This is a genomic window from Methanobrevibacter sp. (assembly GCF_045603845.1).
GTDB lineage: Archaea > Methanobacteriota > Methanobacteria > Methanobacteriales > Methanobacteriaceae > Methanocatella.
On record NZ_JAZUMY010000046.1, the window covers coordinates 1 to 18253 of the forward strand.

14 protein-coding genes are annotated in these 18253 nt (G+C 35.3%); 11 read left to right on the top strand and 3 right to left on the bottom strand.

From position 1 onward, the window contains the following. The first annotated feature begins 131 nt into the window (after positions 1-131). The 4 genes from ACKI2W_RS03980 to ACKI2W_RS03995 all read left to right on the top strand — a co-directional run bounded on the left by ACKI2W_RS03980 (position 132) and on the right by ACKI2W_RS03995 (position 8402). Complete coding sequence (locus ACKI2W_RS03980; RefSeq protein ID WP_407379466.1) at positions 132-851, top strand: hypothetical protein; 720 nt, start codon at positions 132-134, stop codon at positions 849-851. Between the two features lie 23 nt (positions 852-874). Continuing rightward, on the top strand, positions 875-1738 hold the full coding sequence (locus tag ACKI2W_RS03985; RefSeq protein WP_407379468.1) for a hypothetical protein: 864 nt from the start codon (positions 875-877) through the stop codon (positions 1736-1738). Between the two features lie 78 nt (positions 1739-1816). Continuing rightward, positions 1817-3232 carry a nicotinate phosphoribosyltransferase gene (locus tag ACKI2W_RS03990; RefSeq protein WP_407379470.1) on the top strand — a complete coding sequence of 472 codons (1416 nt, stop codon included), beginning with the start codon at positions 1817-1819 and terminating at the stop codon, positions 3230-3232. Between the two features lie 85 nt (positions 3233-3317). After that, positions 3318-8402 (top strand): C1 family peptidase, encoded by a 5085-nt coding sequence (locus tag ACKI2W_RS03995; protein WP_407379472.1) that lies wholly within the window; start codon positions 3318-3320, stop codon positions 8400-8402. A 58-nt stretch (positions 8403-8460) separates the two neighbouring features. On the opposite strand, the gene ACKI2W_RS04000 is transcribed toward ACKI2W_RS03995, so the two are convergent. Then, a complete protein-coding gene (locus ACKI2W_RS04000; RefSeq protein ID WP_407379474.1) occupies positions 8461-9171 on the bottom strand; it encodes a thymidylate synthase in 711 nt (236 codons plus the stop codon). 140 nt (positions 9172-9311) lie between these two features. Here ACKI2W_RS04000 and ACKI2W_RS04005 point away from each other — a divergent pair, with 140 nt between their 5' ends. Further along, complete coding sequence (locus tag ACKI2W_RS04005) at positions 9312-10601, top strand: IS630 family transposase (protein ID WP_407379476.1); 1290 nt, start codon at positions 9312-9314, stop codon at positions 10599-10601. Then, positions 10571-11143, top strand: coding sequence for a hypothetical protein (locus tag ACKI2W_RS04010; RefSeq protein WP_407379478.1), 573 nt, complete (start codon positions 10571-10573; stop codon positions 11141-11143). Before ACKI2W_RS04005 ends, ACKI2W_RS04010 begins: the two co-directional genes overlap by 31 nt. 76 nt (positions 11144-11219) lie before the next feature. On the opposite strand, the gene ACKI2W_RS04015 is transcribed toward ACKI2W_RS04010, so the two are convergent. Next, positions 11220-11789, bottom strand: coding sequence for a hypothetical protein (locus tag ACKI2W_RS04015; protein WP_407379480.1), 570 nt, complete (start codon positions 11787-11789; stop codon positions 11220-11222). A gap of 223 nt (positions 11790-12012) precedes the next feature. On the opposite strand from ACKI2W_RS04015, the gene ACKI2W_RS04020 reads away from it, so the two are divergent. Further along, positions 12013-12759 (top strand): hypothetical protein, encoded by a 747-nt coding sequence (locus ACKI2W_RS04020; RefSeq protein WP_407379482.1) that lies wholly within the window; start codon positions 12013-12015, stop codon positions 12757-12759. Between the two features lie 29 nt (positions 12760-12788). Here the strand turns inward: ACKI2W_RS04020 and ACKI2W_RS04025 are convergent, their stop codons facing one another. Further along, the gene (locus tag ACKI2W_RS04025; RefSeq protein WP_407379484.1) at positions 12789-13709 is read right to left on the bottom strand and encodes a manganese-dependent inorganic pyrophosphatase; all 921 of its coding nucleotides are present in this window, start codon (positions 13707-13709) and stop codon (positions 12789-12791) included. A gap of 55 nt (positions 13710-13764) precedes the next feature. Between ACKI2W_RS04025 and ACKI2W_RS04030 the strand changes: the two genes are divergently transcribed. The 4 genes from ACKI2W_RS04030 (at position 13765) to ACKI2W_RS04045 (ending at position 18118) form a co-directional block, all read left to right on the top strand. Continuing rightward, positions 13765-14415, top strand: coding sequence for a hypothetical protein (locus tag ACKI2W_RS04030; protein WP_407379486.1), 651 nt, complete (start codon positions 13765-13767; stop codon positions 14413-14415). A gap of 94 nt (positions 14416-14509) precedes the next feature. After that, the gene (locus ACKI2W_RS04035) at positions 14510-15460 is read left to right on the top strand and encodes a malate dehydrogenase (RefSeq protein ID WP_407379488.1); all 951 of its coding nucleotides are present in this window, start codon (positions 14510-14512) and stop codon (positions 15458-15460) included. Between the two features lie 370 nt (positions 15461-15830). Further along, on the top strand, positions 15831-17330 hold the full coding sequence (locus ACKI2W_RS04040; RefSeq protein WP_407379490.1) for a DUF2193 domain-containing protein: 1500 nt from the start codon (positions 15831-15833) through the stop codon (positions 17328-17330). Between the two features lie 11 nt (positions 17331-17341). Then, entirely contained in the window at positions 17342-18118 is a 777-nt protein-coding gene (locus ACKI2W_RS04045) for an MIP/aquaporin family protein (protein WP_407379492.1), read from the top strand. Positions 18119-18253 lie beyond the last annotated feature (135 nt).

Consider the following 18253-nt stretch of genomic DNA (forward strand, 5'->3'; position numbering starts at 1 on the left):
AATAGTTTTTTTTAGTATTATTGTCTACTGTATCAGCTGCTGATAATTCAACAGATAATTTTACTTTTAAGGAGTTAATTCCTACTGATCCTGAAGTTGTTGTTTATGGTGAAGATAGTGAGTTATTCCCTATGGAAAATCATGACAATATTAATTTAACTGATGAAAAATTAATTCATAGTGATGATAATTTCAATATATCTATAGTAAATAGAACTATTGATGGAAATGCTTCATTATTAATAAAATCTAATAATAATTTAACTGGAAAAATTTATTTTTCTTTTTTAAAGGATGAATCTTTTAATTTCACAAAGGGATTATTGAGCTATAATTTTAATAATCTGGAAAAGGGTTTATATACTTTTGATTTATTTTTTAAAGAAGAAATGGATACTAAGTATGTTTATAATATTTCATTTATAATACCTTCATTCACATCAGATTTTATTCCTGTGAATAATTTGACAATGTTTTATAAGGATGGAACAAGGTTTGCTGTTATTTTGATTGATGATAATGGAAATGTGATAAAAAATCAGAAAATCAAGTTTGTTATTAATGGGGTAGAATACAATAGGCAAACTGACGATAATGGTTCAGCTGGTTTAAATATAAATCTTCCTCAAGGAAACCATAATATTTTGACATATTATAGGGGATCATATGTTCATACGGGAACAATTAATAATTTCACACTTTCTATTCTTCCAACAATATATGGTAATGATATTGTGAAAATCTTTAGAAACGATACACAATATATTATTAAAGCATTAGACAAAAAAGGAAACCCTCTTTCAAATGTAACTTTAAAAATGAATATCAATGGTGTTTTCATTATAGGGTAACTAATAGTTCTGGATTAGCTAAGTTGAATATTAACTTAAATCCGGGCAATTATATTATAACTACTGAACATGAAGATGGATGTAAAATATCTAATAACATATCTGTTCTTCCAAGCATAATATCAAATGATTTGATAAAAATTTATAAGAATGAATCACAATTCATAGTTAAAGCTCTGGATAGTAATGGTAATGCAATTGAAAATATTAGTTTGCGAATGAATATTAATGGTGTTTTTTATGATAGAATAACTAATAGTTCTGGATTAGCTAAGTTGAATATTAATTTAAATCCGGGAAAGTATATTATTACTATTGTGAATTTGAATGATTCATGTGTGGTAAGTAATAATATTGTTGTAACGCCTTATTTGTTCACACAAGATTTGGTTAAGTATTATAAGAATAGTTCTCAATTCATAGCTAAACTGGTTGATGAGCAGTACAATCCTATTTTTGGTGAAAAAATTACTTTCATTATAAATGGTAAATCATATGACCGTGTTACAGGTAATGAAGGTAATTCTAAAGTATCCATTAATTTGTGGCCTGGTGAATATGAAATAACGACTGTTTCAAATCAATATGCAGTTTCTAACAAAATCACTGTTTTACCAACTTTATTGGATTTCAATCCTCAAAATTGTATTATTGATTGCAAAAAACAGGAAACATACAATGTAACTTTACTTGACGGGCAAGGAGGATTTTTGGCTAATGAAAGTGTTATTTTTGAATATTGGGGAAAGAAAGTTTCATTAAAAACTGATGAAAATGGTGTAGCTAGTTTCACTATGGCTGTTTATAATCAGTTTAATCCTTTAACAGTTTCTTATAATGGTTATTCGATAACGAATGATGTCCAATTTTATTATCCTATTAGATAATATTTTCCCTATTTTTCTTTTTTTTACACAAATTATATATTGCATTATCAACTAATAATATTTACAAAAGTTGATAATATGATAGAAAATAATATTTGTTTATTGACTGATTCCTATAAGATAACCCATCACTACTTCTATCCAAAAGGTACTCAGAAGATTTATTCTTACCTTGAAAGTAGGGTTGGTGCTGAATTCAACAAGACAATATTTTATGGACTTCAGTACATAATAAAAAAGTATTTGGAAGGTAAAATAGTAACCCAAGAAAAAATCGATGAAGCAGACAGGCTCATGGAAACTCATCTTGGTGAAGGCATTTTCAACCGTGAAGGCTGGCAATACATTCTCGATGAGTTTGACGGCAGGCTGCCAATTGAAATCAATGCGGTTCCGGAAGGTACTCCCGTTGATGTGGGCAATGTGCTGATGACTGTTGAAAACACTGATGATAAATGTTACTGGTTGCCTAATTACCTTGAATCATTATTATTGCAGGTATGGTATCCGTCAACTGTCGCCACATTATCCGCCGAAGTCAGAAAGCTGGCCAATTTCTATCTGGACGTGACAGGTTCATCAAAGGATAATCTTGACTTCATGCTTCATGATTTCGGTTATAGGGGTGCCACATCTACCGAATCATCAATGCTGTGCGGATCTGCACATCTGCTCAGCTTTTCAGGTACTGACACTATTCCTGCCCTTACAATTCCTGAAAACTACTACAATGACTCAAATGTCTATGGTTTTTCAGTTCAGGCAACAGAACACAGTGTAATGACATCACTCGGTCAGGACGGAGAATTCAATCAGGTTCTCAATGTCATTGACAATGCTAAAGACGGTGTTCTTTCAATGGTTATTGACAGCTATAACTACAGGAACTTCCTCAATGAGGCGTCAAGCGAAGGCACAGAACTTAATGATGCGATATTGAAGTTTTTGAACGTTGATGGAAATAAGGTTGTCTTCAGACCGGACAGCGGTGAACCTGTTTCCACAACAATCGACTGTTTGAACATTTTGGAAGGCGGATTTGGAAGCCATCTGACTGAAAAGGGATATAAGGTCTTTGATGCAAATATAGGTCTTTTGTGGGGAGACGGACTCAACTACCAAAAGATAAGGGATATTCTCTTTGCAATGAAATCAAACGGTTGGGCTGCCCAAAACATTATCTTTGGAATGGGCGGAGGACTCCACAGTTCAGTTACCCGTGACACTCAGCGCAATGCATTTAAATGTTCAGCTCAGCTGAGGGACGGCGAATGGTTTGACATATTTAAAAACCCGTTGGATTCCAGTAAAAAATCCAAAACAGGCAGGTTTAAGCTTGTTAAGGATAACCAATCATACAAGACAATTCCGATTGATGCATGCGGTGAAAATGTGTTGCAGACCGTATTCAGAAACGGTGAACTGTTGATTGATGAAAAATTTGCAGATATCAAGTCAAGAACAGATGAATATTCAAATTATTCATCTTACTAATTCTTTTTTTGTGATTAACTGATGTTAATCCTTTTATATTAGGAGATATAAACATATACTTACTAATATTTGGGAGGACATCATTATGATTAAAAATTTTAAATTTTTTTCATTAACTGTTTTAATATTTTTAATATTATTGCTTATTCCTTCAATTTATGCAAGTGAAGTTGATGATAATATTACCCTTACAGTCAATGAAGAAGAATATGTCCTAAAAAACAACGATAATGATATCTATTTTGATTCATCATCCCAAACAGATGGAAATGGATCAAAGGATAATCCATACAATCAATTACGACAGGAATATATGAGAAACAATCAGATTATTCATCTTGCCGGCGGTGAATATCTTTTCGATACTTCATCATCAATTCAGTTTAACAATTTAACAGTTTATGGTGCAGGTGCCAATAATACGATTGTCAGAAGTCATCATGTTTTAACTATTGCTCATTTTACCTTAGCAAATGTCACTTTTTCAGGCATAAATATTGTCAATCACGGAACAATCAACATAACCAATTCGGTTCTTGAAAATGGCATAGCTACTCAGGCAATTTATAATAATTCCTTTGGCGGAGCAGTTTATAATCCTGGGGAGCATTATGATCCTCATCTATACATTGATAATTCAACTTTCAGGGGAAATTATGCTGAATATGGCGGAGCAATCTACATGACTCACGGCACTTTAACTATTACAAATTCACGTTTTGAGGATAATGTCGCCTATAATTATGGGGGAGCCATAGCTGCAGGTGATGATTCAACTATTATAATTAAAAATACCGTATTCTTAAATGATTATTCAATAAATGATGCGGGCGGTGCACTTTACTTTAAAAAGGGAAATGTCAATATTGACGGGTCCACTTTCAATTACTGTAATGCAACATTCGGCGGTGCCGTTTGCGATTTAAATTCATACACTACGATTACCAATTCCAGATTTAACCATGATAGCGCCGTTTATAGTGGAGGTTCCATCTATTCATTATATGGTTCTTTGTTTGTGTCAAATTCCAATTTTTCATTTAATTCGGCCAAAAACGGAGGAGCGATATTTTTAGACAATGCAACTCAGCATCTCATTGATGCGAATGTATTTTATTCTAATGAAGCAGGATTATGTGGCGGGGCAGTATATTCAATATATAATGAGATACCTGAAGTATCCAACACCTATTCCAATAATAAGGCTGCCGCAAGTGACGATTTGCATGTGACAAATCAGATTAATTTGTGGCTGGGAGATGGAAATTACACCTTAATTGTAAATGAAGATATCAATGATAGCATAACGGAAATTCCACCATATTACAGTTTGGTTGATAAAGGTTATGTCACTCCAGTTAAGGATCAGCAATCCAGCGGTGACTGCTGGGCATTCGCAGCTATCGGTGCTTTGGAATCCTGCATATTAAAATCAACTGGTGTCGCTTATGATTTGTCTGAAGAGAACATGAAAAACCTGATAAGCCTGTATTCGGATTACGGATGGAACATAGATACGAATGCAGGTGGTTATGACCTGATGGCTGTTGGTTATTTGACCAGCTGGCTGGGTCCTGTTTTCGAGCAGGACGATGAATTTGATGACCACTCCACATTATCACCGGTTCTACATTCCAGATTCCATATTCAGGATATCATATGTCTTAATCGTAATTCATATCTGGATAATGATGCAATTAAAAAGGCTATTATGAAATATGGTGGTGTAGTAAGCGGCATTCATAATGATGACAGCTATCTGAATGAAAATACCGGTGCATTTTATTATAATGGCAATGCTGATCGCAATCATGCAATACTGATTGTAGGATGGGACGACAGTTATTCAAAAGATAATTTTAAAACATCCCCTCCGGGAAATGGCGCATGGATATGTAAGAACAGCTGGGGAGAGCATTTTGCAAACAATGGATATTTCTATGTTTCCTATTATGACAGCGTGTTGGCTGAAGTCAACAATACCCTTGCGTCATACACGTTTATACTAAATAACACTGTTGATCTGGATAAAAATTATCAATATGACATTATAGGAATGACTAGCTTTTTTGAAAGCGGACAAAAAACAGTATGGTACAAGAACGTGTTCAATGCAACGGACGATGAACTGCTTGCGGCGTTTTCAACATATTTCTTTGATGATGCCGATTTTGAAGTTCAAATCAATGTAAACAATGAATTGAAATATTCCCAAGCGGGAAGCTCCACGGCAGGTTACTATACTTTCAAATTAAACAAATACATTCCCCTTCACAATGGAGACAGCTTTGAAATCATAATCAAAAAATCCGCAGATTATAATGTGAGGGTTCCTATTTCAGAGACAAGATATACTAATAAGGTAACATATAATCATGGAATGTCCTTTTTCAGTCATGACGGCAAGAAATGGGATGATTTGTATGATTTACCAATTTTCAATTCATTGAATGCATATTCATCACAGGTTGCCTGTATTAAAGCATTCACGACTCTGGATACCTTGGATACATTCATCTACATGAATGATAATCTTGTGGATGTTAATGAGCAGTTTGTTATTGAAGCTGATGTCATCGATGCCCATAATCACAGACTGACTGTTGGAAATGTAACATTCACAATTGATGGAACTGATTATGTTGTTCCTCTGCATGACGGAAAGGCTCTTTTGAATTATTCTTTTGCAGATGAAGGAAACTATACAGTAAAGGCTTCATTTTCCTATATTCACTATAATCCTTCATCCGCCACGGCGAACATTGAAGTTGAAAAGATTCTTTCAAACTCATACATTAATTTAACTTATTCATCTCCTAGAGTCGGAGAAAATGCCGAAATAGCTGCAAGAGTTTATGACTCAGACAATAATCTGATTATATCAGGCACTGTAAGCTTTGTTAGTAATGGTAAAATGGAAGTCGTAAGTATTAATGATGGTGTTGCATTATTTAAAACAGTTTATGACAGTGCGGGAAATTTTACGGTAACTGCAATCTTTGAATCCGTTCATTACAATTCTTCACAAACAACATCCACTATCACGGTTATTCAAAAGATTTTGGATACATCACTTTCATCTTCATATTCTCTAAACTACAATAATGTAAGCATTGTTGCCACTGTCAAGGATTCAAATGGAAATCTGGTCAATTCAGGTAATGTAACATTCAATATCAATGGTGAAAAGACAACAGTGGATGTCAGTGGCGGAAAAGCCATTCTAAACACTCTGCTTATTCGCAGTTCCAATGTTTACATGACATTTGAAGGAAGCGATTATAATCCATCTTCAACAAGCACAAGAATCAATATTGTTGATAAGACTCCTTCAAAAGTTATTTTAAGTGACATGCAGGTTAATGCGGGCGATTCTGTTAATGTTGTTGCCCGTGTTTTGGATTACGCTAACAATCTTTTGAATGTTGGCAGTGTTTCTTTCACGGTTGGCGCCAGGACTTCAGCTGTCAGCGTTAAAAACGGTCAGGCAATACTTTCCACCTCATTTTCTAATGCGGGAAGCTATGAGGTTAATGCAGTATTCACCAGCGATTATTACAACAGATCTTCTGCAAAATCCACCGTTACTGTCAGTGGTATGGCTATTAACACAACTAAAATCATTGTGTTGAATGTCAGTGCGAATGTTGGAGAAAATGTCGATATAGTTGCCAAGGTTTATGATTCACAGAATAATCCATTGAATGTGGGGAGCGTTTCTTTCACGGTTGGCGGCAGGACTTCATCTGTCAGCGTTAAAAACGGTCAGGCAATCTTTTCAACAGTGTTTGATGCTGCCGGAACATATGCTGTAACTTCAATATACAGTGCTTCAAATTATCAGCAGTCTCAAATCACATCAAAGGTCGTTGTCGGCAAATCTGATGTCAACATCAGCCTGTCTATTGACGATGCTGTTTATGGCAATGGATTAAGGGCCAGAATATTTTCAAATGCTTCAATCACTGCAAAGCTTATCATAGGCAATCGTTCATATTCTGTTGATTTGGAAAACGGTATTTCACGCTTCATTATCAATGATACGTTTTCAATCGGCGCGTATTCTTCCAGGTTAATTTTCAGCGGCGATAATAGGTATAATACTGTATCAGTTTTTGATACATTTAGCGTTATTTCCCATACCACTTCCATCAAATCGGATAATGTGGTGATGTATTATAAGGATGGAACAAGATATGGCATTAAATTGATGGACAATGATGGTAATCCGTTGTCCGGTAAAAATGTGTTAATAACTATTCAGGGCGTTTCATACAGCAGAACTACAAACAATGACGGTTATAGTTCAGTGGCCATTAACCTTAATCCGGGCAGATATTCGGTTTCAGCACAATTTGCAGGGGATGAAAATTATGGCTCATCTTCCGTTAATAACGATATTGAAGTTAAATCCACAATTTCGGCAAATAATGTCACGAAATATTATAAAAATGATACCCAATACTATGCAACTATTCTGGACAGTAAAGGCAATATCCTTCCTAATATTGTTGTTGAAATGAATATTAATGGAGTATTGTATCATAGAACCACTAATGCTCAGGGTATTGTCAAATTAAATATTAATCTTAGTCCCGGAACATATATACTGACTCTGACAAACCCGGTAACCGGTGATATGAAAACCAGCATTGTATCTGTCCTTTCCAAGTTGGTTGAAAATCATAATCTGGTCAAGTATTATAGGAACGCTTCAAGATACAGCGTTAAATTATTGGATAATCAGGGAAATGTCGAAGCAGGCAAGACCATTACATTCAACATTAACGGAGTATTTTACAATAGGGTTACTGATAATGAGGGTGTTGCGAGATTGAATATTAACCTTGATCCTGGAAGATATATTATCACTGCTCAGTATGGTGATTCTCTTGTATCCAATGTTATTGACGTGTTGTCCATTATAGAATCCGGTGATTTGTCCATGAAATATCTTGACGGCACTAGATTCAGGGTAAAGCTTCTCGATGGCCGGAGTAATCCATATTCTGGTGAATACATTAAATTCAATATTAATGGTGTATTTTATGAAAGGCTCACTAACGGTGAGGGCATTGCCAGTCTTAACATTAATCTGATACCTGGTGAGTATATTATTACATCCATGTATAACGGCTTTGCTGTTGCAAATACAATAAAAATATCATAATTAGGTTTTAATTAACCTATTTATCTTTTTTTTTTAAAAAATATGGAAAATATAATAGCTATTTGTTTTTAGCTATTAATTTGCGAGCTGCTTTTAAGTCATTGTTGTAGATATGGCCTGATGTGGAGTGGTAATGGATTCCTCCGAAGTTTAGTTTTTCACCAAGCAGCTCCTGATTCAATTCTTCTGTCATTTTAATTCCGATATAAGCTATGAAAAACATGTTGGAGTAGAATGCTCCGAAAATGTCATTGCTTCTAAACAGGCAGTGAATTGTCAATACATTATTTCTGACGATGCACTGTATAAACTGAAGGCACGGAATATCTTCCTCATCATTGTCCTTTTTAGGATCAATTGTAATGGCAACTGCCCTGTTACTTCCTGTAGCATTCAATATTCTTTTTTTCATTGCTTCAAACTGGTTGATTCCGAAATATTCTAAAATACGGTTAGGGTATGAATATACGAAGTCCCTTTTCAGTGAAATAACGTCAGGGTCATCAAATGATTTCACGTATTCATATAATGCATCACTTTTGATTGGACATTCATCAATATCGAATCTTCCGCTTTTGATTTCCTCAAGCATCATTGCAGAGGTCATGTGTTGGTATTTGGCTTCGAATTTTAAGTCTAGAGGGTCGTCTATCAGGTAATAATTACCAAGGCTTTCAACTAAATGATGATTGCTGTCCTTATATGTTTCTTTTCCTTGTTTCAGTATTTTGTTGACAAAATCCAAATAACATTGATTAATACTTAACATGTTAAACAGTCCTTTTAAATTAATTTTATTTTGTTTTTTGAAGTTATTAAATTTAGTGTTTTGTTTAAAAAATTATCTCTTTCATATATAGTACTCGACACTGAAAATTATAAATACTATTGATTATAAATATTATAATCATGTCTAATCAAACATTAATTGAAGAATATCCTGGGATTATTTCCGAGATTCAAACGGAAATCAAAAAGTTAGAGAATGATACACGAGTTTTAAATAAATTATATGTAATTTTAGATGTTTTACATGATGAACCAATAAACGACATCATTAATAAACATGGAATTAGTCAAGGAACAGCATATAATTGGATTAAACAATGGAATGATGGTGGTATGGAAGCATTAAAAAGAAAACAAGGTTCCAAAGGCCAATCCAAATTAACAGGCGAACAATTCTTAATTTTAGACAAAGTAATCCAAGATAATAATTTAAAAACTGCAAAAGAAGTAAAACATCTAATTAAAACATTATTTGGCGTTGAATATAGTTTAAGAAGTATTGAACGTATAATGAAGAAATTAGACTACACTTACACCAAACCTTACAAAATATACGCCAAAATGCCAAAAGATGCTGAAGAACAGTTAAAAAAAAACACCCGACATTTAGATTTAGAAAATTTCACTGTCGTGTTTTTAGATCAAACTTATTGTCAAAATCAAGATAACAGTCAAAGATGTTATAACAAAAAAGGCACAAAAAACATTAAAATACAACCAACAACACGATTATCCTTAAATGCGCTTGGTGTGCAAACAATAAATGGAAAATCTTTCGTATCATTCTTAGATAATACAAAAACCTTTGAAATGATGAAATTTATGATAACCATCACTATCCAAAATATTGAAAATAAAGAATTAACATCTAAATTAGAAAAAATAATAAATAATGAAGATTTGGAGTTAGAAAATATTTTAACCACTGTTAATAATGAAAAAAACTATAAAAAACTATTATTAGCTTTAGAACTCTTATCTAAGAAAAGTAATACTTTCAAAAAATTATTAGAAAGACTTGTGAAAAATCCTTTAAATTTCAAAACTAAATCCAATCAGGTACTTGAAAATCTTCAAAAAGCAACGTTATTATCATATTTTATGGATAAAAACTTACAACATCAATTAATAATGGAAAAACCAATAGCAGTAATCTTAGATAATTATAGTGTCCATCATGCAACCGTTTTCACAGAATTATGCAACATTTTAAATATGGATTTAATTCATTTACCACCATATTCTCCAAAATATAATCCAATAGAACAAGTTTGGAGAACAATAAAAGCTAAAATTTCAAGAAAATTTATAACAAGCATCGAACAACTAAAATTTATCTTTGAAAATGAATTTAAACAAGTAATTGGTAATGAAAGTTATTGGGAAAATTGGCTCTGGAAGTTCCTATGAACTTTTATAATTTTCAGTGTCGTGAACTATACACTATTGAAAAAATTGCTTTGAACAAAACTGTAAATGCAGGTGAGAATGTAGTCTTTGAAGTAATAGTTACAAATACTGGTTTAGTTGAAATAACTGATTTGACTGTAAATGAAGTGTCCTTTGATGGATTGACTTATCTTTCATATGAAGATACTCAGTTATGGTTAAATGAAGGTTTATCATGGACTTTAGTCAATTCCTTAAGCCCTGGTCAATCTGTAAGTTTATTTGTATACTTCAGAACCGGTGTTTCCGGTAATTTAACCAATGTTGTTTCATCAGGTAACTTGTCTGCAAATGACACTGTTGAAGTGCTTCCTATTGAAAACAAAACAATTGACAATAAAACAGACAACAGCACTGTCGTTGAAAATAAAACCATTGAAAATCGCACGATTAATGATGGTAATGAAGTCATGCACATTCCTACTTCAAAAGAAACAGGTAATCCAATATTCTTGATATTATTGGTACTTTTAAATTTAGTTATTTTAAGAAGACGTAAATAAACGCCTTCTTCTTTTTTTAATTTTTTGAATAATTTGCAAAAAACATTGCTTTTTTTCAGATATTTTATTAAAACTGTCATTTGACAATATCAAACATCAGTCCGAACAGTTCAATAGCCTTATCTGTCGAATCCTGTTCTGTAATGTTTTCAGGTATTTCATATACAAATGTCGGATATCCCGCATCAGCTATAGGCTTAGAAACTAATTTTGCAGATGTTGCCTGCAAAGGCTTGGATTTGTTCGTTGGGAAATATTTGAAATCGCTTCCGTTTGCAATTTTCTCGGCAATGTTTACAGATGCATCATCCATTGCAGGTGTTGCCAGGTAAAATCCTTCACCGTATCCTTCAATATGAGAATGGCTGATAATCACCGCTTTGGCTTTTGTGTTGCTGATATCGGGAACAACATAGTCATGAACAAGGCTTTCTCCGTTGTCACGGCTTGCCTGGTATACTGTCGGATCTTTTGTCACGTTGACGTGGTATGCTGTTAGCCTGACGTCATGTGTTTTTGCAAATTCCTCTGCCGCTTCCAGTTCAGGTTCTATGGACAATGGTTCCCTCGGATGTATTCCGGCAATCAGGACGATTTCGGTTGTTGAGTTTGGATTTCCATAGATTACCTTGTCGACTGTACCCAAATCGTTTTCCCAGTGTCTTGAGACATTAGCATTATCACTGTTGAAATCATATACACATAACGCGCCGATAATGGCTATGATAACGATAATTCCTATGATTTTGAATTTTTTAGATAAAATTTTTTCACCATTTTAATTGTTGATTAAAGGAAAATAACTTATAATTTGTTGTTATATATAATTTGATATAGATTGATATTTATAGATTTTCGGAGGAAATTGAATGATTGAGGAGGATATGGCTAGATTAATTGAACTTAATGAAAAGATTGTCAGTCAAAATGATGAAATTATCAGATTGCTTTTAAAGTTATCTGGAGAAGATAAACAAAACAAAGATACCGGTTCTTCACTAGACAAAGTTAACCTGGGCTTTGATGTGGATGTGGATGAAGATGGGGAGGTTGTTGTCCATCCTGTTTCTTCCAATGTAAAATCCAAAAAAACAGTTGCAAAAAAGGAAAATACACTATTTGATACTAATATATCAACTAAAAGCGGTGAAAGTTTATCCGATTTGAACCTGGATGCTGGTGAGGTGCTCTTTGTTGGAAATTCCGATGACGGCAGTGCTGACATTTACAAATTGTCGGTTAAAAGCAGTGATGAACTGAAGGTTTTTCCCAAAGAAATTGAAGAGGATATCAGAAACAAAATTTCCGATTATAATTGTGAAATCACCGTTGATAATTTAACGGGAAGCGGCATTACCACTCAATATAATATACCGCTGATTGCAGCAAATGAAAGCCTTGTTCAAAATGCAATCCTTGATGCCGGTACAGTTATACTCGATGATGAATCTTTTGATAATTTGTCAGATATTATAAAGCTTGCAATGGAGAATGGTGCTGGAAAGGTTCACCTGTCTTTGAAAAATGCAATGGCTGTCATTAATGCTCCACCTAAATTACTGGAATATCTGGAGTTTTATAGAAATTATGAACAGATGTTGGATAAAATATTTTAAATATAGGTTAAAATAACCTATATCTTTTTTTAAGCGTTTTCAGTCATTATAGGAACGACTTGTTTTTTACGTGAAACGACGCCTTCTAAAAGGGCGGTGTTGTCTTCAAGTTTAACGCCGTAGGCCTTTTCAACCAGGCAGGCATCTTTTCCCAAAGCAATTACCTGTGAATTGCTGTTTATGATGTCTGTGATTAAAAGCATGAACAGATCCAAATCCTCTTTTTCTATGATTTTTTCAATTCCCGCTTCCAGTTCATCTTTCATTTTCAGCACGTCAGGAATACTTGCGGTATTTACCTGATTGACAATTGATTTGACGTTTTTAAAATCAATCTGTTTTGCATCAAGATCAAGGATTTCATCGATTGTAAAGCTTGAAAGGTCAGTTCCTGCCTTCAGCATTTCAAGACCGTATTCCTCATAGTCCACATCAGCTATTTCGGCCAGCTCTTTTACGGCCCTGATATCATCGTCTGTTGTGGTAGGTGACTTTAAAAGAAGGGTGTCTGAAATGATGGCGGATAACATTAAATGAGCGATTTTAGGCTCAATTTCAACATTGTTTTCATTATATAATTTATACAGTACGGTTTCGCTGCATCCAACGGCTTCTGCCCTGTAAAAGAGGGGGTATGATGTTTCCAGTGCAAGCTTGTGGTGGTCTACAACCTTTTTAATGTTCATGTTCTCCAGATTATCGATGGATTCTGATGGACTGTTGTGGTCTACCAAAATAACGTCACTGCCTTCTTTTAATGATTCGATTAACTCAGGAGCTTCAATGTCCAAATAATCTAAAACGAATTCAGTTTCCTTGTTGAGATTGCCTAATCTGCATGCAACTGCGTTTTCGTTTCCAAGCTTTTTTTCCAGTTCGCACATTACCAAACTTGATGTAATTGTATCTGTATCAGGACTTTTGTGTCCGAAAATATAAGTCTTATCCATATTATCACATTTAAATTTATTCAATATATATTAATATGAATTAATAAACTAATAAATGATGTCATTTTCAGATAAGTATTTCAAATATGTCAGGGGAGCATTTGCCGACCATAAGTATCTGTTCATATTCACTGTTCTTTTTGCGGTGATGTGCTGGATTGGAGCCTATTTTATGGCCGACTGGCTTTTCACCAAACAGGAACTGGTCGACGGCTTTTCTTATCTGGCTCAGGAGACATTCTTCTCATTTGATGACATGATGGAAATAATAGTAAATAACTGTCTGCTGAATATTATATATTATTTCGAATCGATGTTTTTCGGTTTCGGTGCTTTTGAGGATATGATATTGAATATTGGGATGTCAGGCATCGTTTCAAGGGCGACCGAGATTGCATGCGGAGATCCTTTTCTCTTTTTAAAGCTGACATGTCTTCACGGATTCTTTGAGGATTTATCCACTATTTTGAACAGCTTTGCAGGTTTCATATTGTTTTCATTCATAGTCAGGTTTATTAAGGATTTGTTTTCTCCATCAAAGCGTCTGGCCAATGGAACAATCACCAATTCTCTGGAGATTAATAAGAAGCATCTCTATCAGTCAATCGCAATTTTCATTCTGGCTTTTGCCGTAATGATTTTTGCAGGATTTCTGGAAGAGTATATCAGCATTCCATTTGGCAACCTGATAGCCAGCATTTTTTAATTTCGTTTAAAATATTTCATATTTTTCTTATTTTTGTTTAGCTATTTTATTAGTTTAGGAAATTATTTTTATAATAAATTGTATACAATATATTATGGTAAAGGTAAGCATTTTAGGAGCAACCGGCGTAATCGGAAAAAATGTCGCATTCACCCTGGCAAGGGCCGACACAGTTGATGAAATAGTGCTGTTTTCAAGACCGGAAAGTATAGAAAAGGCAAAAGGTGAAAGCTTTGACATGTATGACGCGCTGGCTGCAGAAGATATTGACTGCAAGCTGACTCCGTCATCAGATTATAATGATATCGCCAATTCAAATATTGTGCTGATTACTGCAGGTACTCCAAGACAGGAAGGAATGACCAGAATGGATTTGGCCATTCCAAATGCGGAAATCGTAAGAAACTACGCTGAAAAAATCGCAATCCATGCTCCGGATTCAATCATTCTAATAGCCACCAACCCGGTGGACGTCATGACAACGATAGCACTGGAGGCATCAGGATTCGACAAAAGCAGAGTCATTGGAATCGGAAACCACTTGGACTCCCTGAGACTTAAGGCCTACTTCTCAAGGCAAATCAATATTAACAGTTCCGAAGTCCACACAAGGGTTGTCGGTGAACATGGGGAGCATATGGTTCCATTGCTGAGCTCAACAACAATCGGCGGTATTCCATTAAAGTATTTCGTTCGCTCAGTCGATATGGATGTTCCAAGACTTATAAAAAGACTTAGAAAGGCGGGCAACACCATCATCTCCAAGAAGGGAGCAACGGAATACGGTCCGTCATTTGCAATTTCCAATCTGATTTCAACAATTATTACGGATAGCCATAAGGTTCTCACAGTAAGCACATATCTCAATGGCGAGGTCGGAGGAGTCAGCGGAGTATCTTTAGGTGTTCCGGTAGTATTGTCCAAAAAAGGAGTTGCAATGATTGTTCCGATTCATATGAATGATTATGAACAGAAAAAGTTTGTTGCAGCCGCTGAAAGCGTAAGGGAAGTTACGGAAGAAGTTAAAAATCATTTCAATTATTAGGATTAATGTCATATTGCAGTAAATGGTGCTGCAATAATTTCAGACATTAATTCATTGCTTATTTTAAAAAAATCTATGAATGATAAAGTCTGTATAGTAAAAAAGCTTCTAAATTATGGATATGTTTTTCAAACACATAATTTGGGTCGTTAATTTTCTTATCATCTTGATGATTAATACTTAGGTATTATTTTTCAAATATCCTTATCTCAAAGTATTGTCGCTATTTCAAAATTTTTTCAATAGATATATATAGCTATTTAAAATTATTATTAAATAGGTAATACTTAAATATTATCTCGGGTTTGAATTGTTATTTTTAACAATTTTAAAGGCAGTTGAATTTTTCATAGAATTTGAGGTTGATAATATGAAAGAATTATATGAAAAAATGATTAATGAGTCCATGGCTGCTCAAAGGGCAGATGTTGGAGTCATATCCGAAAACAGATACAATGACTTTAAGGTCACTGATGCAAAAGCATATGCTGATGCAGTATCTAACATGAAAGCGCTTGACAATCAAGCAGAAAGTGTAATAAACTTACACAAAAAGTCTGTTGAAAGCCACTATAAAGTATTGACTTCCGTTACCGAAACCATCCGTCCGGAAGACGATCCGTTCATTGAACATTACCAGACACCGCCAGTACTTGAAATTCTCTGTGAAGAGGACGGGGAATTTGCAGACAGTGTAGACAAGTTCATCCAGGCAATTGCAGACAACGAAGCACTGATTGCAAAAGAATCAATCAGAAGATACGGCGGATTCTACGGTCCTACCTGTGTAGTTGACTTCGCACTGATGCCGGGAAGTACCACAAATGTTGTAAACCAGATACTGACTGATTTGGACATTCCATCAATGCACAAACAGGCAATTTTATCTGCCAAATCATGGGGTATGAACACTTCCTACGGTGTAGGGGACGCATTTGCAAACGCAATCGAAGACGGCCTCACAGCAGCTGAAGCCACACAAAAGGAAATTGAAACCCTTCAGATGGTTTACCGTGAACCTATCGAAGCTCAGGGAACACTGATGGACGATGCGGACCACTCATCATTCGATGTAAGAAAATACATGAACGGCTATAAAAAGGAAATGACTGCAACAGTCAAAGCCGCAATGGATGACGGAGTGCATTACGGAAACATTGTAACCGTTCCTGCATACTGTGTTGGAGATATCGGCCACCATATCGGTCAGGCAAGCTACAACATGGTCAAGGATGACGTAACCTTAAACATCATCAAGGCCACAACAGAAGTAATCGACGCAACACTCAGGAGCAATTTGGATAACTATAAATCTCCTGGAAACGTACTGAACCTGGCAACTGGTGCATCAGCATGCGCAACGGAATACATTCTTGAACTTGACGGATTCAACGCACCGATGGTAGTTGATTTACTCAATAAAAGGTTCCACAACTATGTGCAGCAATATCCAAGAAGAGGCGCAGCTGCAGAACTGCACAACTGTGACTTCATGGACATGATTTACAGAGGATTCGGTGCAATCAGCAATGCTAGAAAAGCAAGATCAAGTGAAAAAATTGATCTTGTTCCAAAAATCAATGGATTTGCAGTTGACTTAAGCCCTATAGCTGAAAACGAAGTGATCATGAACCCGCAAAGATACACTTATCCTGCATGCGCAATAACTGTAAGGTTCTCATCATTAATGAGACTGGCCGATTATCCATGTCTGCTCACTTCAGAACCTATTACAGCTACAATGATGACAAACATCATTGCGCTCAATAAGGAATCCGCAGGTTCACCTGCAAGAGGATGTAAAAACTGTGCATCCGCAACACTTGTTGACGGAAAACACGAATACTGTCAATGGAGAGAAGCTATTTAGGTGTGAATGATATGGCTTCTTGTAATATTGAAAAAAAGTTCCTGGCTGAACTGCTGGGGACTTTTTTTCTGGTTTTTTTCGGAACAGGTTCCGCTGTAGTAACATTACTGATTGCAGACAGCATTGACCCTCTAACTGCAGGAATAGGTATTCTTGGCGGTCTTGGTGACTGGATAGCAATCGCTCTTGCTTTCGGTTTGACCGTAATGGCATGTATTTACCTATTCGGTAAGATATCAGGCGCTCACCTGAATCCTGCGGTAACCGTCGGATTATTGGTAAGCAAAAACATTTCATTGGTTGACAGTATTTATTATATTATTGCTCAGGTTATTGGAGCATGTCTCGGCAGTTTGGCATTGTTTTTATGTTTAGGAAGCGCTGCTGTAACAATTGGAGGACTTGGTGCTACCGCTCCAGGTTTAGGCGTCGGATATGTGCAGGCAATGTTTGCAGAGTTTATCGGAACATTCTTCCTTGTGCTTGTTGTTATGGGTGTTGCAGTTGACAAAAAGGCTGAACCTGGATTTGCAGGTTTGTCAATCGGTATGACTGTAGCGGCCGTAATTGTTGTTTTAGGAGCATTTACAGGCGCTTCAATCAATCCAGCCCGTACATTCGGTCCTTACTTGATGGACACATTGCTTGGCGGAGCAAACCTCTGGGCATTCTTCCCGATTTATCTGATCGGACCTATTGTTGGTGGTATCCTTGCAGCTTTAGTATATAATTTCATTGCTAAAGGAAATGATGCATGTGCACTGCCGCAACCATTTTACGATGAATAAGAGTATTTTATTAATACTCTTCTTTTTTTTATTCCAACAATTTAGCCCCGCCCATCTGCTGTGAGACAATATTTCCTATTTGTGGAGTTATGAATCCTTCAATTAATGCAGCTATTGCAAATAATACCACTGCAA